The sequence below is a fragment of the Monashia sp. HAY1-11D genome, from assembly GCF_056868035.1.
Window position 1 is genome coordinate 146081 of the sequence record NZ_CP200320.1, and the last position, 18541, is coordinate 164621.

An 18541-nucleotide genomic window follows, 5' to 3' on the forward strand; every position below is an offset into this window, starting at 1 on the left:
CGCTCGCACCTTCGCCGACGTTCAGGATGACGACCACCATTCACCCAGTGCGACGCGGCGGTGCAGGACCTGGGGCGAGACCGGGGATGGTGGTCGTCATCCTCGACGCCGTCGCTCGAGCCATGGTGGCGCGCACCCAGTCCTGCCGGGCCATCGCCTGGTGGTGCGAGAACCGCAGAACCAGCCATCCGTCGAGGGTCAGCTCGTCGTAGCGCTCGCAGTCGATGTCGATCTGGCGCCGGTTGGTGTGGAACTCGTGGCTGTCCCCCTCGACGACGATGCGCAGGGAGGCGTCGCTGAGGTCCGGGTGGATGACCCGCCCGGCACTGACCACGGGGGCCTGTGGGACGAGGCGCAGACCGGGCACGTCGAGCGAGATCGCCCGGAGCACCGACTCGAACGGGTTGGCCGCACGGCCGTCGGCCTCCCGCGCCACGCGAAGAGCGGCCGCGCGACCCGAACGAGGAACGGCCTGGGCTGCCGCGACGAGCTGGTCACGGCCGACGCGCCCGCTGCGCAGAGCCGAGTCGGCCACCGCCAGGGCCTCGTCGAAGGGCAACGTCCTGGCGCAGTCGACGACGGTGCGCAGCGGCGTCGTCACCTCCCCGCGGTGCACGTCCTCGGGCTCCAGCGTGCGCCAGTGCACCTGGCACACGTGCTGGTCCTCGGGGCGGACGCGTCGACCCCGTGGCACTGCGACCTCCGGCCGCGTCGGCTGGGTCTTGAGCGGGAGACGCCACATCGCCGCGGCGCTCCGACCGACTGCCACCCCGTTGACCCGGCGCACGGCACGGCGGGCCGCGTCCGCCGTCGGGAGCGCGTAGTGGCCGGGAGCGTCGCGCACGAGGAGTCCGCTGCCGACGGCGGCCGCGATCTGTCGGCCCGTGAACTGCGGCGTCAGCTCCGCTCGCCGGGCCAGACCACCACGCGCAGTCACGAACCTCACGACGGGAACGGGGCCTGGGCTCGGCATGGCGCTGACTCTGGCCCACTCCGTCAGGCGCTCGAGCGCGTCATCCACAGCCGCCGGTGCGTGTAGGAAGACGACCACAACGGCGGTCGTGGACGACGCACGAGCACAACACCGGGCTTCACCGCCCGATGGTGGTCGTCATCCTGGACGGTCAGCGGGGGACGACGGACAGCAGGAGCGTCGCGAACCAGGTCAGGGCTCCGACGACGAGGAGGAAGATGCCGATGATGGCGACGTTGCCGGCGCCCTCGGCGTCGGACGCCCGCTGCCGCCGCCGCCCGACGACGACGAGCACGGTGCCGACGGCGAGCCACACGAGCCCGATGAGGACGCCCGCGAGGACGCCTGTGTCCCAGTGCATCTCGCGGCCTCAGGATCGGCCGGTCACCAGAGCGCCGCGACGCCGACGTTGACGACTGCGGCGCCACCGGCGACGTCGAGCAGCGTGCCGGCGTCCTCGCCGCGCTTGGAGCGGGCGTGGCCGATCTCGGCGGTGGCCGCGACGACGAGGGCGACGACGAGCTTGACGGCGATCTTCGCGTTGTTGATGTGGTGCTCCTCGTCCTTGAGGGCCTCGGCGATGCCGACGAGCAGCACGCCGGTGACGATCTGGGCCCGCGCCCCCCACACGATCGGCGCGATGACCGTTCGCCCGGAGCGGACGGCGATCCAGCCGCCGACGATGGCAGCCATGCCGAGGAGGTGGAGCACGACGAGGAGGTCGTAGACGAGGTCCATGCCGGTCATCCTACGGAGCGTCGTAGTCGCGCCGCGCGAGGGCCTGCAACGCCTCCAGCCGGCGCGTCGACCGCGTGAGCGGCAGGCTGCCGAGCTCGTGCGGGGCGAACCACCGCGCGTCGGCGGTCGTGCCACCGACGTCGTGGACGACGGGGTCGCCCGGCGATGCGCACGTGGCCGCGTAGACGATGCGGACCGCGTGGAAGTCCTCGACGACGCCCGACGGCGCCCGGCCCACCCAGTGGGAGGACTGCACGGCGACGAGCTCGCCGAGCCGGACCCGCTGGCCGGTCTCCTCCCACACCTCGCGGTGGACGCCCTCGACCGGCGACTCCCCCGGGTCGAGCCCGCCGCCGGGCAGGCCCCACTCCCCCTCGACGTTGGTCAGCCCGGTGAACTGCGTGAGCAGGACGCCGCGGGTGCTGGTGACGAGGGCATAGGCGGCGACGCGCTGGTGCGGCTCGGCCGCGTCGGCGGGGTCGATGTCGAGGTCGCGGAAGACCGCCTCCGGGCTCGGCACCGTCCCGTCGAGCGGCCTGGTGCGGTAGGCGATCTCGAGTGCCCCGTCCGCACCGGTCGCCGACGTCGCCGGCGCCTCCACCGCCCACCCCGCGAGCGCGAGGACGTGCACGGGGTCGGCACCGTGCTCGAGCGGCAGCGCGGCCACCCGCTCCCCCGACGCCGCGAGCCCGACGACGCGGATGCCGCCCGGCACGTTCGTCCTCACCGGCGCACCAGCCCCAGGGCGCGCTCGTACTCGCCGACGGCGAGCCGGGCGACCCGCGGCCACTCCTGCGCCGGCGGCTCGGCGACGTTGCGGGCGCGCATGCGCGCCACCTCACGGCGGTCACGGGCCAGGTCGGCGATCGCGCGCGCCATGGCGTCGTCGCTGTCGACGACGCGTCCGTTGACCCCGTCCGCGACGAACTCGCCCACCCCCGAGCCCTGCCGGCCGATGACGGGCAGCCCCACCGTGCGCGCCTCCAGCGCCGCGATGCCGAACGACTCGAGACGCGCGGGCGACAGGTAGACGTCGGAGGCGGCATAGCGCTCGCGCAGCTCGTCGCGGCTGACGCGTCCGGGCAGGTGCACCCAGTCGAGGCCCCGTTCGCGCACGTGCCGCTCGACGCGTCGTCGCTCGGGCCCCTCGCCGAGGATCGTGAGGTCGAGCGAGGCCGGCCCGGCCAGTGCCGCTGCTCGCTCGACGAGCGCGACGAGCGCGGCCGGGCGCTTGCGAGCGGCCAGGCGCATGGCCGTGACGAGGCGCAGCGGGCCCGGCTCGGGGTCGTCGCGCCCGCCCGTCCGCTCGGTCGGCCCGCCCGTCGGCTCGGTCGGCCCGCCCGTCGGCTCGGCCGGCCGCGTCGCCCACCGGCCGACGTCGATGCCGTTGGGCAGGACACCCACCTCGACGGCGTCGCCGACCAGGCGGCGCAGCGGCTGGGCGGCGACGTCCGACACCGCCGACATGGCGACGCCGCGCGCCGCCCACCGCCGCACGAACCCGGCCACGCCGAACAGCGGCGCGACGCCCGCGAGCATGCAGTGCCACGTCATCGCCGTGGGCAGCCCGAGGCCGAGGGTGACGCGCGTGCAGTCCCAGGCGAAGGGTGAGACGACACCGGTCTGCACGTGCGCGACGTCGAAGCCGCCCTCGACGAGCCGGCGGCGCAGCACCCGGGGTGCCCAGGGGTTGACGGGCAGCTCCCCCGGCACCCGGGCCGCGAGGCGGTGGACGGGGACGCCGTCGAGGACCGTGACGGCCCCGTGCAGCTGGCCCTCGGGGCCTCGTGTGGCGGTGAACACCTCGACCTCGTGGCCGAGGAGGAGCAGCTGCTGCGCGAGGTCGTGGGTCTGCACCTCGATGCCGCCCAGGCGCGGCAGGTAACAGTCGGACAGCAGGGCCACCTTCACAGGCGACACTCTGTCATGGGCCAAGATGGGCCCGATGCCGCACACTTTGGTCGCCTTCCACGCCCACCCCGACGACGAGGCCCTGCTCACGTCGGGCACCATGGCGCGCGCAGCCGCCGAGGGCCACCGGGTGGTGGTCGTCGTGGCCACCGACGGCGCCCTCGGGCTTGCCGCAGGCGAGTACGCCGACGACGGGCACCTCGGTGAGCGCCGCATGGACGAGCTGCGGGCGAGCGCCCGGGCCCTCGGGGTGGCCCGCGTCGAGCACCTCGGCTACGCCGACAGCGGGCTCGGCCCCGTCGTCGAGCCCGACCCGCCCGGCGCGACCCGGTTCGTGCGCGCCGGCGTCGAGGAGGCCGCGGCACGCCTGGCGGCGGTCCTGCGCGAGGAGGACGCCGACGTCCTGGTCCACTACGAGCCGAACGGGGGCTACGGGCACCCGGACCACCGCAAGGTGCACGAGGTCGGAGTCCGGGCCGCCGAGCTCGCCGCGACCCCGAAGGTGCTCGAGGCGACCGTGCCGCGCGACACGATCTGCCGGGCCATCGACCTCGCCGCGAAGGTCTACAGGTTCCCGCCGGAGTTCGACCGTGCGAGCTTCGACCGCGCGTTCTCGGCCCGCAGCGAGATCACCCACCGCATCAGCGTCCGGCGGCACATCGCCGCCAAGCGTGCCTCGATGCGGGCGCACGCGTCGCAGGCCAGTGCCGACGGCGGCGCGGACCGGACGCTCGCCGCGTTCCTGCGCATCCCGCGACCGCTCTTCGACCTCGTGTTCGGGCGGGAGTGGTTCGTCGACCGCTCGCTCCCGCCGGGCAGCCCGATCCGCCGGGACGTCTTCGACGGCCTGGGCTGAGCCGGATGCGGCGCCTGACCCTGCGGGGCACCACCCCGAGCCCCGCAGGGTCAGGCGTCGCCGGGCAGCTCGAAGACGACGGCCATCGGCGTCTGCTCGGACCCCTGGCCCAGCGGGTTGTCGGCGAACATCAGCTCGTACCGCTCCTTGGACCCCGGGGCGTCCGTGCCGAGCACGTTGCGTCCGATGTCGTTGGCGTCCATGACGACGGTCCCGCCGAACGTCGAGCGCCATGGCTCGGGCACCCGCTCGCGGATCGCCGCCGAGATGCGCGCGGCAACCTCGTCGGGGTCCTTGGGCCCGAGCTTGGCCGAGACGTTGGCCGGGTAGACCGAGTACTCCGTCGGACCGTCGATGGCCCGGATGTCGCCTCCGACGAGCTCGTAGAACAGGCCCTTGCGCCCGACGAGCTTGCCGACGAAACCGCCCGCGGCCGCGAAGACGACGCGCGGCAGGCCGGCCTCCTCGATGGCCAGCTGCATCGTGAAGGGCGAGCCGAGACCGATGCCGGCCGGCGTGCGCGTCACGTACCGGGACAGCACCCGGGCCGGCCGGCCGACCTTGATGTCCCAGATGAAGAACGAGCGCCCCTGGGTGATCGCGACGATCTTCTCGGAGATGAAGTAGTACCAGCGGCCCGCCGTCGCGGCGGCGTGCTCCTGCCCCGCGGCCGGAAGGCCGTCGAAGAACCGCGTGACGTAGGACAGCGCCTTGTCGACGAGCGGGTCCTCACGGGTGAACAGGTCCGTGCGCAGCGGGTAGCGCCGCACTCGGGTGCCGTCGTCGGTCGTGAGGTCGAGCTGCTTGCGGGCGTTCGGCTCGTAGTCGGTCTTGGCCCGGGGCTCGCCCTCGGGCTCCGGCTCCCGCTCGTCGAAGAACTCCTGGAGCCACAGCTCGAGGTTGAGCAGCCGCCAGATCGTCGAGGAGTCGACGGTGTTCGTGCCCTTGATCCACCCCTCGAACGCCTCGAGGACGGCGGTCTGGTCGACGTAGGGGCGGTTCGCGAAGGACTCGGAGAGGAACTCGCCGTAGATGTGGTTCTTCAGGACCATGAACCACTCGCTCTGCGGCGTCACCGCCCCCACCCTGTCGCGGCGGTCGACGACGGAGTCGGGGACGAGGCCGCGCACCGACTCGCGCAGGACGCGCTTGCCGACGCCGTCGGCGACGAACGCCTCGTCGGGCAGCGAGAAGACGAACCGCGCGAGGTCACGGTCGACGAACGGCATCCGGACCGGCACCCCCGTCGCGCGGGCGTTGCGGTCGGCGACGCGCAGGCGGGCCGGCAGCGAGCCGCGCAGGAGGTCCTCGACCAGCCGCGCGCGCAGGTTCGACCGCTCCGGGGCGTACCGCTCCGCGGCGTGGGCAGCGACGAACGACCGCGCCAGGAGCGACTCGACGGGCACCTTGCGACGCCGGCGGAGCCGGTCGGTGACGAGCGGGCGCCCGCGGCGCAGCAGGACGTCCACGGAGTGCCCGAGCTCGGACGCCGCGCGCCGGGTGTCCTGCCCGCGCAGCTCGCGCAGGTGAACGAGGTGGTGGGCACCGAAGCCCGCGAGCAGCTCGTCGGTGCCGGTCCCGTCGAGGACGACGCCGTCGACGGCGGCCGCCTCGCGCAGGAGGCGGTACTGGGTGTACGCGCCGCTCGAGCCGATCGGCTCCTCCTGGGCCCGGACGAGCTCGCGCATGTCCTTCTTGAACTCGGCCGACGTCGGCTCGACGCGGTGCGGGTCGACGCGTCCCCCCACCGACGCGAGGACGGCCTCGACGTGCGGGGTCTCGTCGGCGGCGGTGCCCGGGTAGGCGGCGGTCCACGCGTCGATGCCGTCCGGCGCGAGACCGGTGCGGCGGTCGGTGCCGGCGAGCAGGGCGGTGAGCGCGGCCGAGCCGATGCCGCCGGACAGGGTCGCACCGACCCGTCCGTCGGAGCCGACGCGGCGGCGCACGGCGGTGGCGAGGTGCTCGCGCAGCTGGGTCGCGAGCTCGGGCGACCACGGACGAGGTGAGCGGGCGGCGTCCTCGAGCTCGGCCCGCAGCGTGGACCAGACGGTGCGCTCGGTCGTGGTGGCGTCCGCCCGCAGCGTCACGACCTCGCCGGGCAGGACGCGCTCGATGCCGGCGAAGAACGTGTCCGCACCGTCGTCGTGGACGCGGAAGCGCAGGTAGCGGTAGATGGTGCGGTCGTTGGGGCGCCGGTCGTAGCGGCCGCTGGCCAGGATGCCGCGGATGTCGCTCGAGACGAGCCAGCCGCCGTCGACGCGGCACACGTGCAGCGGACGCGTGCCGAAGGGGTCGCGCGCGGCCGACAGCGTGCTGGTCTCGGCGTCCCACACGACCAGGGCGAACTCGCCGCGCAGCCGGTCGAGCCCGGAGGGTCCCCACTCGACCCACGCGGCGACGGCGACCTCGGCGTCCGAGCCGGACGCGAGCTCGTGCCCGAGGGTGGTCAGCTCGGACCGGACGTCCGCGGTGTCGACCAGATCGCCGTCGAGCACGAGCGTGTGGCGGCCGGTCGGCGTCCGGGCCACCGACGCGTCGGCCGGTCCACCGCCCAGAGGCCGCACGGCGAGCACGACTCCCGGCGAGGTGAGGGCGGTCGGGTCCGTGCTCGTGGTGCCGTGACCGCAGTCGGCCATCCGCCGGACGAGGTCGCCGTCGCCGTCAGCCCCGAGATGACCGCTGATTCCACACATGGGCTCCACCCTAGTGTCGGCTGATCCGCTCGCCGAGGCGCCACGGCCAGCGCAGCAGCAGCCAGAGCAGGAGCGCGGCGAGCAGGACCGACCCGACGACGTCGCTGAGCCAGTGGAAGTGCAGCCAGAGCAGCCCGAGGACGACGAGGAGCGTCCAGCAGGTCGCCGCACCCCACGCCGCCCGACGCCGGTGCGGCCGCAGTCGCGACACGATCTCGGCCAGCACGCCCGCGCACACGAGGGCCGTCGCCGTGTGACCGGACGGGTAGGACCCGTCGTGCGCGACGACGGCGTCGAAGCCCGGTGCCGCGCGGTCGATGACGGCCTTGCCGACGAGCACGGTGGTCGTGAGCAGCACGATCGCGGGAGTCGCGACCACGAGGGGACCCGGGTCCCGACACCGCCACGAGAGCCACCCGGCGACGAGCAGGACGACGGCGACACCGAGAGCGGGGGTCGCGAGGTCGACGACGAGGTAGGCCAGCGCGTGCAGCAGCGTGGGGCCTCCGGTCTCCCCCGGGGTCAGGGCCAGGACGGCGTCGTCGAGGCGGTAGACCCGCCCCTCCCGCACGACACCGACCGTCAGCGCCACGAGCGCGACGAGGAGCAGCAGCGGCACCGTCCGCGCCCACGGGTTTCGCCGTGGGCGGTCACGGGCCGAGCCGCTCACTCCCACTCGATGGTGCCCGGCGGCTTGCTCGTGACGTCGAGGACGACCCGGTTGACCTCCTCGACCTCGTTGGTGATGCGCGTCGAGATCGTCGCGAGGACGTCGTAGGGCACGCGGGCCCAGTCGGCGGTCATGGCGTCCTCGGAGGCGACCGGGCGCAGCACGACCGGGTGACCGTACGTGCGGCCGTCGCCCTGGACGCCGACCGAGCGGACGTCGGCGAGCAGCACGACGGGGCACTGCCAGATGTCGCGGTCGAGACCGGCCTTCGTCAGCTCCTCGCGGGCGATGGCGTCGGCGCGGCGCAGCACGGCGAGACGCTCGGCGTCGACGGCACCGATGATCCGGATGCCGAGGCCGGGGCCCGGGAACGGCTGGCGCCACACGATGACCTCGGGCACGCCCAGCTCGAGCCCGACCTGGCGCACCTCGTCCTTGAAGAGCGTGCGCAGCGGCTCGATGAGCGAGAACTGCAGGTCGTCGGGCAGGCCCCCGACGTTGTGGTGGCTCTTGATGTTGGCCGCGCCCTCGCCGCCGCCGGACTCGACGACGTCGGGGTAGAGCGTGCCCTGGACGAGCCACTTGACGGGGTGCTCCTCGTCGCCGCGGTCGTGGACGACGTCGCGGGCCGCCTGCTCGAAGACCCGGATGAACTGCTCGCCGATGATCTTGCGCTTCGTCTCGGGGTCGGTGACCCCGGCGAGCGCGTCGAGGAAACGCTCACGGGCGTCGACGACGACGAGGTCGACGCCGGTGGCCTCGACGAAGTCCTTCTCGACCTGCTCGGCCTCGCCCTCACGCAGCAGGCCATGGTCGACGAAGACGCACGTCAGCTGGTCGCCGACGGCCTTCTGCACGAGCGCCGCCGCGACGGAGGAGTCGACGCCGCCGGACAGGGCGCACAGGACGCGGTCCTCGCCCACCTGCTCGCGGATCGACTCCACGAGGTCGTCGACGACGTTCGAGGCGGTCCACTCCGGCGCGATGCCCGCGCCCTTCCAGAGGAAGTTCTCGAGGACCCGCTGGCCCTGCTCGGAGTGCAGCACCTCGGGGTGCCACTGGACACCGTAGAGGCGTCGGGCGTCGTCCTCGATGGCCGCCACCGGCGTCCCCGCGGTGGACGCGGTGACGACCGAGCCCTGCGGCGCCTCGGTCACGGAGTCGCCGTGCGACATCCACACGACCTGGTCGGCGGGCTGGCCGTCGAAGAGCGTGGAGCCGGTGCCTGTGATCGTCGCGGCCGTCTTGCCGTACTCGCGCGAGCCGGTGCGGGCGACGACGCCGCCGAGCGCCTGGGCCATCGACTGGAACCCGTAGCACATGCCGAAGACCGGCACGCCGGCCTCGAGCAGCGCCGGGTCCAGACGCGGCGCGCCCTCCTCGTACACCGAGCTCGGGCCGCCGGACAGGATGATCGCGGCAGGCTTCCTCGCCAGCAGGTCAGCGACGGTCGTCGAGTGCGGCACGACCTCGCTGTAGACGTTCGCCTCGCGCACCCGGCGGGCGATCAGCTGGGCGTACTGGGCGCCGAAGTCGACGACGAGGACGGGATGGCTCTGCAGGTCGTGCGCGTCGGTCACCCGGACAGCCTAGTGGCTGGCGTTGGGCGGTCCGGACGCCGCCGGTCAGGCGCCCGTGCCCTCGCCGGCGACGTAGGCGCGGGCGAGGAGGGCCTCGGTCTCGGCGGTGTTGCGCCGCTCGGCGACCCACGGCACGACGGGCACGAAGCCGGCGAGGAGGTTCTTGACGATGCGGACCGGCCCCCAGCCGGCCTTGAGGCCGAGGTTGGCCACCGACGCCGCGTACCCCATGTAGATGACGCCGTGGATGGGGCTCCAGTACTGCGTCAGGACGTTGGTCTGGTGGAGCGCGTACTTCATGACCATCTCGAGCAGGAGCACGAAGAGCGCGATGCCCGCGACGATCGCGAGGACGCGGTAGGCGGACAGGGCCGAGCGGATCTGCCGGGGCTTGGCCAGGGTCTGGGGGTACGTGCTCACGTCGTGGCGCTCTCTCTCGGGCTTTCACTGGGACGGCGGGCTTCGGACGCGGACGCGGCGGACACGCCGTCCGGCGTCTGCCCGCCCTCCTCCGGCGTCGCTTCGCGCTGGGCCGGTGGTCCGGTCTCGTGCTCGGTGTCGTGCTCGGTGCCGTGCTCGGCCTCGTGCTCGGCGCGGAACATCTTCCACGCCATCCAGATGGCGAAGACGCCGAAGACCCACCACTGCACGGCATAGGCCGCGTTGCGGAGGTTGAGCGGTGCGTCGAGCGTCGGGGGCGGCACCCGGGTCAGGCCCGGGGCCGTCACGGTCGTGCCGGACGCGTCGGACGCGTCGGTGCCGACGTGCTCGGCCGAGGCGAAGACGACGGCGTTGTAGAGGTCGCCGGGCCACTCGTTGACGAGCGCGGCGAGGTCGATGGACCGGCGCTGCCGTCCCTGGAGCGGGTCGCCGGTGCGCGGCGACTCCCCGGGGCCCAGGGTGCCGAGGACGGTGACGGGTCCGGCGGGGGGCGCGGGAGCGGAGGCCGGGGTGCCCGGAACGAAGCCACGGAGCACCGCGACGGTCCCCGACCCCGTGTCGAGCGGGGTGACGACCCACGACCCGCTGCGAGCGCCGAGGCGACGGTCGACGACGAGGAACGACCGCGACGCGTCGTAGGTGCCCGTGACGCTCACGCGACGGTTCGACAGCTCGGGCGCGAAGGGCCGGTGCGGCGCCGTGACCTGCGAGAGCGGCGCGCGGCCCAGCTGCGCGGCGGCCGAGACGGCGTCCTCACGGCCGTGGTCACGCGCGACCCCGAGCTGCCACATGCCGAGCAGGACGCAGGCCGCGACGACGACGAGCAGCCCCGCGAGAAAGGCCACCCAGCGCGGCGTGAGCAGTCGGCGGAGCACGTCCCCAGCGTAGGTCACCCCCGAGCGGGTCGGTCGAGGCGGTCGAGGCGGTCGAGGCAACCCGGAGGCTCGTGGCGGTGGACGTGGTCGCGCGGTCCCGTTGCGGTCGTGCCAGACTCGGGGCCCATGCACGGCCGGACGACCCCTCCCGCCCGCGGTGCCGCGGTCCGCGCGCGCCCGGTGCCCGTCGCCGTCCTCGGTGCCGTCGTCGCCCTCGTGGCGGTCGCGGTCTCGGGCTGCGGCGCCACCGACATCCCCGCCCCGACCACGACCGTCACGGTCGTCGTGGACCCGCCGGCGTCGGGGCCGGGCACGACCGGCTCGGCCTCACCCGGCACGACGCCCGTGCCGACGCAGACCGCGACGACGACGGCCGTGCCGACCGCCCTGGCCGCCGGGCCCCAGCGCGGCGCTCCCCACTCCTTCGCCGAGGCGGCCGCGCGCGTCGCCGGCGCGAAGCCGGCCGCCGGCGTCACGTCGGCCTTCGTCAGCCCGAGCGGCAACCTGCGCTGCGTCGTCACCGGGGGCTCGTCGGCGCCCGCCTGCGAGGTGGTCGAGGGCCGCGTCGCGCCGCCCCAGGCCGGGCTGTGCCCGCCGGGCGGCGCCCCCGACATCGGCCGCATCGAGCTGACCGCGCGCGGCGCGGTCCCGGTCTGCAACACCGACGCGGTGGCGCACGCCGACGTGCCCACGCTCGGCTACGGCGCGCGGACGTCTGCGCCCGGGCCCGTGCAGTGCCTCAGCGAGGAGGCGGGCGTCACGTGCGTGGACCGGGCCGGCCGGCACGGGTTCTTCCTCGCCCGCCGGACGTTCGTCACCTTCTGAGCCGGCCTCGGGGCTCGGCCCACCCGCGGGTGGCACGTAGGATTGGGGCTCACGACCTCCGGGCCGCCGGACGCGCGTGGACGACCTGCCGACCGACGACCGAGGGGCCGCCGTGGCGCACCTGCTCATCCTCCACCTCGCCGCGGCCCTCGTCGCACCCCTTCTCGCGAGGTCGCTGCGGACCCGGGCGTTCGCGGTGCTGGCCCTCGTCCCGGCGGTGTCGTTCGGCTGGCTCGTCTCGGTGGGGGCAGACGTCCGCGACGGCCACGGCCCGGTGGAGCGGGTGCCGTGGGTACCGGGCCTCGGCCTCGACCTCGACTTCCGGCTCTCGACCCTGCAGTGGGTGCTCGCGCTGCTCGTGACCGGAGTCGGTGCCCTCGTCCTGCTCTACTGCACGTGGTACTTCACCGACGACGACCCGACCCTGTGGCGGTTCACCTCGGTCTTCACGGCGTTCGCCGGCGCGATGCTCGGGCTCGTCCTGACCGACAACTTCCTCCTGCTCTACGTCTTCTGGGAGCTGACGACCGTCTTCTCCTACCTGCTCATCGGGCACAACCCCGCCAGCTCGACCAACCGCCGCGCGGCGATGCAGGCCCTCGTCGTCACGACCTTCGGCGGCCTGGCCATGCTCGTCGGCATCATCGCCCTCGGCGTGCACCACACGTACTCGATCTCGGGGTTGCTCGCCGACCCACCGCGCCTCGACACCGTCACCGTCGCCGCCGTCGTGCTCCTCCTCGTCGGGGCGCTGTCGAAGTCGGCCCTCGTGCCGTTCCACTTCTGGCTCCCCGGCGCCATGGCCGCGCCGACACCGGTCAGCGCCTACCTGCACGCGGCCGCCATGGTCAAGGCCGGCATCTACCTCGTGGCCCTCCTCGCCCCGGCGTTCGCGGGCGCGCCGGCCTGGCACGTCCTGACCCTGGGTCTGGGCCTGCTGACGATGTCGGTCGGTGGCTGGCGGGCCCTGCGCCAGCACGACATCAAGCTGCTCCTCGCCTACGGCACCGTCAGCCAGCTCGGCTTCATCGTCGCCGTGACCGGGCTCGGGACCCGCGCCGCCGGGCTCGCCGCCCTCGCCCTCGTCATCGCGCACGCCCTCTTCAAGTCGACGCTGTTCCTCACCGTCGGGGTCGTCGACAAGGCCACCGGCACGCGCGACCTGCGGCTGCTGTCCGGCGTCGGTCGTCGGCTGCTGCCGGTGTCGGTGCCGGCCTCGCTCGCGGCGCTGTCGATGGCCGGCGTCATCCCCCTCGCCGGCTTCGTGTCGAAGGAGAGCGCGCTCGAGTCGCTGTGGCAGGACGTCGAGACCGGGGTGCCGCTGCCCCCGGCGTACGGGTGGCTCGCCGTCGCCGGCGCCGTCGTCGGGTCGGCGCTGACGACGGCGTACACGGCGCGGTTCCTCTGGGGCGCCTTCGCCACGAAGCCGGGCCGGGCGCCGACGCCGGTGCGGGTGCCCCACCCGGGCTTCGTCCTCGCGCCGCTCCTGCTCGGCACCGGCAGCCTCCTGCTCGGTCTCCTCGCACCACTCGAGTCCGCGTGGCTCGTGCCGTACGCGGAGGAGCTGCCGCTGGGACCGCCGCCCGCGCCCCTCGCCCTCTGGCACGGGCTGACCGTGCCGCTGGTCCTGTCGCTCGTCTCGATCGCCGCGGGGCTCGTGCTCTTCTGGCGCCGCGACGCCGTGTCGCGCGCGCAGGCCGGTGTGCCCGCGCTCGTCGACGGTGAGCGCGCCTTCGCCCGCACGCTGCGGTGGGTCGACCGGGGCGCCGTCGAGACCACCGCCGTGACCCAGCGCGGGTCGCTGCCCATCTACCTGACCGGCATCCTGCTCGTGTTCGTCCTGCTGCCCGGGCTGGCCGCGGTCACCCAGGGACACCTGCCACGGGTCCGCTGGTGGGACAACGCCGGCCAGGCCGTCGTGGGTCTCGTCATCCTCGCGGCGGCGGTCCTCGTCCTCGTGACGCGCCGCCGGCTCACGGCCGTCATGCTCGTCGGGGTCACCGGCTACGGCGTCTCGACGCTCTTCATCGTCCACGGCGCGCCGGACCTCGCGATCACCCAGATGCTCGTCGAGACCGTGTCGCTCGTCGTGTTCGTCCTCGCGCTGCGGCGGCTGCCGACCAAGTTCACGCGGCACCGGCACTCGCCCGCCCGGACCTGGCGCCTCGCGCTCGGGGCCGCCGTCGGCTGCTCGGTCGGGGCCATCACGCTCGTCGCCGCCGGCGGTCGCTCCACCGACCCGGTGTCGGCGGGGTTCCCCACGCAGGCCTATGCGTTCGGCCACGGCAAGAACATCGTCAACGTCACCCTCGTCGACATCCGCGCGTGGGACACCCTCGGCGAGGTGTCGGTGCTCGTCGCGGCCGCCACCGGAGTCGCGAGCCTCATCTTCGTCCGGACGCGCAACACCCGCCTGTCGCGCGCGAGCGCCAAGGACCTGCCGGCGAGCAACCCGACGCGTGGCACGTGGCTGCAGGGCGGGCGGACGCTGCGCAAGGAGAAGCGGTCGGTGATCTTCGAGGTGGTGACCCGGCTCGTCTTCCACGTCATGCTCGCCGCGTCGCTGTTCCTCCTCTTCTCCGGCCACAACCAGCCCGGCGGCGGGTTCGCCGGTGGGCTCGTCGCGGGTCTGGCCCTCGTCGTGCGCTACCTCGCCGGCGGCCGGTACGAGCTCGACGAGGCGGCGCCGTTCGACGCCGGACTCGTCGTCGGCCTCGGCCTGCTCGTCGTGGTCGGCTCGGCGCTCGCGCCGCTGGCCTTCGGCGGCACCGTCCTCGAGACCACGGCTATCGACGTCACGCTCTGGCCGTGGGGCGAGGTCCACCTCGTCACGTCGCTGCTCTTCGACGTCGGCGTCTACCTCATCGTCGTCGGGATGATGCTCGACATCGTGCGCAGCCTCGGCACCGGCATCGACCGGCAGATCGCCGAGGAGACCGACGCCGAGCCCCTCCCGGCCGTCGCGCCTGCCGCGCCTGCCGCGCCCACCAACCCGCGGGTGCAGCCATGACCGCGCTCGCACCCCTGCTCATCGAGCGGACGCTCGAGCCGAACCTCACCCTCGTCCTCGTCACGGCCGGCCTCGTCGCCATCGGCACCGCGCTCGTCCTGGACCGCAGCCTCGTGCGCGTCCTGCTCGGCGTCGTCCTCATCGGCAACGGCGTCGCGGTGCTCTACCTCGTCGCCAGCGGGCGAGCGGGGCGCGCGCCGTTCGTCGGCGAGGACGCGGCGTCGATCAGCGACCCGCTCCCCCAGGCGATGGTGCTCACGGCCATCGTCATCAGCCTGGCGACCGTCGGCTTCCTCCTCGCGCTGTCCTACCGGCTCTGGCAGATCTCCGGTGCCGACGACGTGCCGGACGACGCCGAGGACGCCCGCATCCTGCGCCTCGCCGAGGAGGACTCGACCTCGGAGACCTACGACCCGTCCGAGGCTCCGACGACGACCTCCGACGAGGACGCCCGCGAGGACGTCCACGAGCACGCCCACGAGGACGCCCACCAGGACGCCCACGAGGACGTCCCGACCAGAGGGGGTGGCGGGCGTGGCTGAACCGGGCCTCGCGAGCGTGGCCCTCGTCGGTGCGGACCTCGTGCCCGACCTGCTGCCGCTGCCGGTCCTGCTGCCGCTGCTCGGGGCGGCCCTGACCCTCGCGGTCCGCCGCACGCCCTGGCTGCAGCGGGCGACGAGCATCGCCGTGCTCACCGCGACCGTCGCGGTCGCCGGCGTCCTCGTGTGGCAGACCGACGCCCACGGCCCCCAGGTGCTCTGGCTCGGTGCATGGCAGGAGCCGCTCGGCATCTCCCTCGTCGCGGACCGCCTCAGCGCCCTGATGCTCCTCGTGTCCGGCGTCGTGACCCTGCTCGTCCTGCTCTTCGCCATCGGCCAGGGTCACGCCGACGAGGAGGAGGACGACGACAGCCCACCGCTGTCGATCTTCCACCCGACCTACCTCGTCCTGTCGGCCGGCGTCGCCAACGCGTTCCTCGCCGGTGACCTCTTCAACCTCTTCGTCGGCTTCGAGATCCTGCTCTTCAGCTCCTACGTCCTGCTGACGCTCGGCGGCTCGGCCGCGCGCATCCACGCCGGCACGACGTACGTCGTCGTCAGCCTCATCAGCTCGGCCCTCTTCCTCGTCGGGATCGCCGCCGTCTACGCCGCGACCGGCACCGTCAACCTCGCCCAGCTCGCGATCCGGGTCGAGGGCCTGGCCCCCGGCGTCGCCCTCGTCCTGCAGCTGACGCTGTTGACGGCGTTCGGCATCAAGGCGGCCGTCTTCCCGATGTCGGCGTGGCTGCCCGACAGCTACCCCACCGCGCCGGCACCGGTCACCGCGGTGTTCGCCGGCCTGCTGACCAAGGTCGGCGTCTACGCGATGATCCGGGTACAGACCCTCCTCTTCCCGGCCTCTCCGCTGCAGGACCTGCTCATGTGGGCCGCGCTCCTGACCATGATGGTGGGCATCCTCGGCGCGGTGTCGCAGACCGGCCTCAAGCGGATCCTGTCCTTCACCCTCGTCAGCCACATCGGCTACATGGTCTTCGGCATCGCCCTCGCGGGCCCGCACGGGACCGCCGGCGCGATCTTCTACGTCACGCACCACATCACCGTCCAGACCGCCCTCTTCCTCGTCGCCGGTCTCGTCGAGCGACACGCGGGAACCACCTCCCTCGACCGCCTCGGCGGTCTCGCCGCATCGGCCCCGGTCCTGGCCGTGCTCTTCTTCGCGTCGGCGATGAACCTGTCGGGCATCCCCCCGCTGTCGGGGTTCCTCGCCAAGGTCGGGCTGCTCGACGCCGGGATCGAGCTCGGTACGCCGCTGGCCTGGGTGCTCGTCGTCGGCGGCGTCGTCACGAGCCTGCTGACGCTCTACGCGCTGACGAAGGCGTGGAGCCAGGCGTTCTGGCGCTCCCGGCCGGAGGCCTCTGAGGCGTCGGACGCCTCGGACGCCTCGGACGAGCCGGACGCCTCGGACGAGCCGGGCGCGGTCCGGCCGACGATCCGTCCGGGCGGCTCGGCACCCGGCCCGGTGGCCGCCGCCACCCGCGGCAGCGTCGCGGTGGCCTCCGAGGTGGGTGGTCACGTCCGAGCCCCGAGGCCGCTCCCGCGGCTCATGGTCGGGGCGACCGCCGCGATGACGGCCGTCGGGCTGCTCATCACGGTCGTCGCCGGTCCGCTCTTCGGCTACACGCAGCGCGCGGCCGAGGACCTGCACAGCCGCCGGCCCTACGTGACGACGGTCCTGCCGCCCGAGGTGCGCCGATGACACCACCCCCACCACCCACCGACGGCGCCGACGCTGCCGACGCTGCCGACGCTGCCCGCGCCACCGGTGCGACCGGCAGCGGCGAGGGGCCTCGCCGTCGCCGCCGGGCGTTCCAACCGCGCGCCGTCGCCGCCATCGCGGTCGTCTGGGTGCTGCTCTGGGACCGGGTCTCCCTCGGCAACCTCGTCAACGGCCTGCTCGTCGGGCTCCTCGTCACCTGGGCGTTCCCGCTGCCCTCCATCGTCTTCGCCGGGCGCGTCCGGCCCCTGCGCGTCGCCTGGCTCGGGGCGCGCTTCATCGGGGACCTCGTCGTGGCGTCCTGGCAGGTGCTGCGCCTCGCCCTGCGACCCGGCCGTCCCCGCAACGCTGTCGTCGGGGTGCAGCTGCGATCACGCTCCGACCTCTACCTGACGATCACCGCCGAGCTCGTCGCGCTGGTCCCCGGGTCGGTCGTCATCGACGCGAGGCGCTCCAGCTCGGTGCTGTACCTGCACCTGCTCGACGTCGGCAGCGAGGGCGCCGTCGACGCGGGCCGCCGGCACGTGCTCGCCGTCGAGGCGCGGGTGGTCCGCGCCTTCGGCTCGGACGCCGAGATCGCGGCGCTCGAGACCGCAGCCGCCGCCGATCCCGAGGGCACCGGACGCGTCCCCGCCGAACGCCCCGTCCAAGGACGGGCCGAACCCGCCGAACCCCCTGTCGGAAGAGACGTCGAAGGCCCGGACGAGCCCCCCGACCAGCGCCCCGACCTCACCCCCGGAAGGGAGGACGCGTGAGCACCATCGCCCTCGCCGCCCTCGCGATGCTCGGCGTCGCCGCCGTCATCGTCCTCGTCCGCATCGCGCGCGGGCCGAGCAACCTCGACCGCATCGTGGCCACCGACATCCTCCTCGTCGTCGTCATCGCGGGGGTGGCGCTGGAGTCGGTGCGTCAGCGCACCGCCACGTACCTGCCGCTGCTCGTCGTGCTCGGGCTCGTCGCCTTCGTGGGCGGTGTGGCGATCACGCGGTTCCTGTCGCGGGACCGCGACGACGACGCCGTCGGCGGTCCCGCCGACACCCGCGAGACCACCTACACCACCGACACGGCCGAAGCCGTCGGCCGCGTCCGGCCGACGCCACCCCCGACCCAGGACCCGGAGGAGGCGCCGTGAGCGGGCCGCAGTGGGTGCTGTCCACCCTCGACGCGCTCGGCGGCGTGTGCCTGCTGCTCGGCGCCCTCCTGTGTCTCGCCGGCGCCATCGGGCTCGCGCGGTTCCCCGACACGCTCTCGCGGCTGCACGCCGCGACCAAGCCGCAGAGCCTCGGCCTGTTCCTCGTCCTGCTCGGTCTGGCCCTGACGCTTCGGACGTGGGCGGCCGTGACGACGCTCCTGCTCGTCGGCGCGACACAGTTCCTCACCGCCCCCGTCTCCGCTCACCTCGTGGGCCGCGCCTCGTACCGCAACGGCAGCGTCGACCGCGAAACGCTCGTCGTCGACGAGCTCTCCGAGGCTCTCGAGCGCTCGGGCTGGGACCCCACCCGTTGAGGCCGGCCCCGACGCCGAAGGTCCACGTCGGCGAACGCGTCGGAGATTGGCGAGCCGAGCCCGTAACCCCGGGACTTCGCCGTCGTTGGTCAGCGCGGTGCAGGGCTGTTTCTCGACCGGTTGCCAGCCCGTGCGCCAGGGGTGGGGCCGTCTCTGAGGGGTGACGGCTCCACCCGCCACGGTCGCGGG

Annotated in this window: 18 protein-coding genes; 8 read left to right on the forward strand and 10 right to left on the reverse strand. The window is 74.0% G+C overall.

Annotated features, from left to right (window positions below):
- Window positions 1-40: 40 nt before the first annotated feature.
- The 5 genes from AC1VM9_RS00610 to AC1VM9_RS00630 form a co-directional block, all read right to left on the reverse strand.
- Window positions 41-946, reverse strand: coding sequence for a DUF559 domain-containing protein (locus tag AC1VM9_RS00610; protein WP_483120579.1), 906 nt, complete (start codon window positions 944-946; stop codon window positions 41-43).
- A gap of 178 nt (window positions 947-1124) precedes the next feature.
- Entirely contained in the window at window positions 1125-1334 is a 210-nt protein-coding gene (locus AC1VM9_RS00615) for a hypothetical protein (RefSeq protein WP_481345235.1), read from the reverse strand.
- A gap of 23 nt (window positions 1335-1357) precedes the next feature.
- Window positions 1358-1720, reverse strand: coding sequence for a hypothetical protein (locus AC1VM9_RS00620; protein WP_481345236.1), 363 nt, complete (start codon window positions 1718-1720; stop codon window positions 1358-1360).
- A gap of 1 nt (window position 1721) precedes the next feature.
- Window positions 1722-2438: an NUDIX domain-containing protein gene (locus AC1VM9_RS00625; RefSeq protein ID WP_481342265.1), complete on the reverse strand. Its 717-nt coding sequence runs from the start codon at window positions 2436-2438 to the stop codon at window positions 1722-1724.
- Complete coding sequence (locus tag AC1VM9_RS00630) at window positions 2435-3622, reverse strand: glycosyltransferase family 4 protein (RefSeq protein ID WP_481345237.1); 1188 nt, start codon at window positions 3620-3622, stop codon at window positions 2435-2437. The genes AC1VM9_RS00625 and AC1VM9_RS00630 overlap by 4 nt, the downstream gene beginning before the upstream one ends.
- A gap of 34 nt (window positions 3623-3656) precedes the next feature.
- On the opposite strand from AC1VM9_RS00630, the gene AC1VM9_RS00635 reads away from it, so the two are divergent.
- Entirely contained in the window at window positions 3657-4478 is an 822-nt protein-coding gene (locus AC1VM9_RS00635) for a PIG-L deacetylase family protein (protein ID WP_483120582.1), read from the forward strand.
- 50 nt (window positions 4479-4528) lie between these two features.
- Here AC1VM9_RS00635 and AC1VM9_RS00640 read toward each other — a convergent pair whose 3' ends face one another.
- From AC1VM9_RS00640 to AC1VM9_RS00660, 5 genes are read right to left on the reverse strand one after another with little or no spacing between them, the layout of a single operon-like run.
- Complete coding sequence (locus tag AC1VM9_RS00640) at window positions 4529-7171, reverse strand: asparagine synthase-related protein (protein WP_483120584.1); 2643 nt, start codon at window positions 7169-7171, stop codon at window positions 4529-4531.
- A 10-nt stretch (window positions 7172-7181) separates the two neighbouring features.
- Window positions 7182-7841, reverse strand: a complete 660-nt coding sequence (locus tag AC1VM9_RS00645) for a phosphatase PAP2 family protein (protein ID WP_481345238.1) — start codon at window positions 7839-7841, stop codon at window positions 7182-7184.
- Entirely contained in the window at window positions 7838-9421 is a 1584-nt protein-coding gene (guaA, locus tag AC1VM9_RS00650; RefSeq protein ID WP_481345239.1) for a glutamine-hydrolyzing GMP synthase, read from the reverse strand. The genes AC1VM9_RS00645 and guaA overlap by 4 nt, the downstream gene beginning before the upstream one ends.
- Window positions 9422-9466: 45 nt before the next feature.
- Window positions 9467-9841, reverse strand: a complete 375-nt coding sequence (locus AC1VM9_RS00655) for a DUF3817 domain-containing protein (RefSeq protein WP_481345240.1) — start codon at window positions 9839-9841, stop codon at window positions 9467-9469.
- Window positions 9838-10737 carry an SURF1 family protein gene (locus AC1VM9_RS00660; protein WP_481345241.1) on the reverse strand — a complete coding sequence of 300 codons (900 nt, stop codon included), beginning with the start codon at window positions 10735-10737 and terminating at the stop codon, window positions 9838-9840. Before AC1VM9_RS00660 ends, AC1VM9_RS00655 begins: the two co-directional genes overlap by 4 nt.
- A 126-nt stretch (window positions 10738-10863) precedes the next feature.
- Between AC1VM9_RS00660 and AC1VM9_RS00665 the strand changes: the two genes are divergently transcribed.
- The 7 genes from AC1VM9_RS00665 to mnhG all read left to right on the forward strand — a co-directional run bounded on the left by AC1VM9_RS00665 (window position 10864) and on the right by mnhG (window position 18352).
- Window positions 10864-11562 carry a hypothetical protein gene (locus AC1VM9_RS00665; RefSeq protein WP_481345242.1) on the forward strand — a complete coding sequence of 233 codons (699 nt, stop codon included), beginning with the start codon at window positions 10864-10866 and terminating at the stop codon, window positions 11560-11562.
- Between the two features lie 76 nt (window positions 11563-11638).
- Window positions 11639-14572 carry a Na+/H+ antiporter subunit A gene (locus AC1VM9_RS00670; protein WP_481345243.1) on the forward strand — a complete coding sequence of 978 codons (2934 nt, stop codon included), beginning with the start codon at window positions 11639-11641 and terminating at the stop codon, window positions 14570-14572.
- Window positions 14569-15114: a Na(+)/H(+) antiporter subunit C gene (locus tag AC1VM9_RS00675; RefSeq protein ID WP_481345244.1), complete on the forward strand. Its 546-nt coding sequence runs from the start codon at window positions 14569-14571 to the stop codon at window positions 15112-15114. The genes AC1VM9_RS00670 and AC1VM9_RS00675 overlap by 4 nt, the downstream gene beginning before the upstream one ends.
- Window positions 15107-16828, forward strand: coding sequence for a Na+/H+ antiporter subunit D (locus AC1VM9_RS00680; protein ID WP_481345245.1), 1722 nt, complete (start codon window positions 15107-15109; stop codon window positions 16826-16828). The genes AC1VM9_RS00675 and AC1VM9_RS00680 overlap by 8 nt, the downstream gene beginning before the upstream one ends.
- Complete coding sequence (locus AC1VM9_RS00685) at window positions 16825-17601, forward strand: Na+/H+ antiporter subunit E (RefSeq protein ID WP_481345246.1); 777 nt, start codon at window positions 16825-16827, stop codon at window positions 17599-17601. Before AC1VM9_RS00680 ends, AC1VM9_RS00685 begins: the two co-directional genes overlap by 4 nt.
- Window positions 17598-17978, forward strand: a complete 381-nt coding sequence (locus AC1VM9_RS00690) for an MrpF/PhaF family protein (RefSeq protein WP_481345247.1) — start codon at window positions 17598-17600, stop codon at window positions 17976-17978. Before AC1VM9_RS00685 ends, AC1VM9_RS00690 begins: the two co-directional genes overlap by 4 nt.
- A complete protein-coding gene (mnhG, locus tag AC1VM9_RS00695) occupies window positions 17975-18352 on the forward strand; it encodes a monovalent cation/H(+) antiporter subunit G (RefSeq protein ID WP_481342251.1) in 378 nt (125 codons plus the stop codon). Before AC1VM9_RS00690 ends, mnhG begins: the two co-directional genes overlap by 4 nt.
- The last annotated feature ends 189 nt before the right edge of the window (window positions 18353-18541 follow it).

Excerpts from the sequence above, each read along its gene's own strand:
- AC1VM9_RS00685 (WP_481345246.1), top strand. The coding sequence starts at position 16,825 with ATGACACCACCCCCACCACCCACCGACGGCGCCGACGCTGCCGACGCT.
- AC1VM9_RS00665 (WP_481345242.1), top strand. The coding sequence starts at position 10,864 with ATGCACGGCCGGACGACCCCTCCCGCCCGCGGTGCCGCGGTCCGCGCG.
- AC1VM9_RS00635 (WP_483120582.1), top strand. The coding sequence starts at position 3,657 with ATGCCGCACACTTTGGTCGCCTTCCACGCCCACCCCGACGACGAGGCC.
- AC1VM9_RS00615 (WP_481345235.1), bottom strand. The coding sequence starts at position 1,334 with ATGCACTGGGACACAGGCGTCCTCGCGGGCGTCCTCATCGGGCTCGTG.
- AC1VM9_RS00620 (WP_481345236.1), bottom strand. The coding sequence starts at position 1,720 with ATGACCGGCATGGACCTCGTCTACGACCTCCTCGTCGTGCTCCACCTC.
- AC1VM9_RS00640 (WP_483120584.1), bottom strand. The coding sequence starts at position 7,171 with ATGTGTGGAATCAGCGGTCATCTCGGGGCTGACGGCGACGGCGACCTC.
- AC1VM9_RS00675 (WP_481345244.1), top strand. The coding sequence starts at position 14,569 with ATGACCGCGCTCGCACCCCTGCTCATCGAGCGGACGCTCGAGCCGAAC.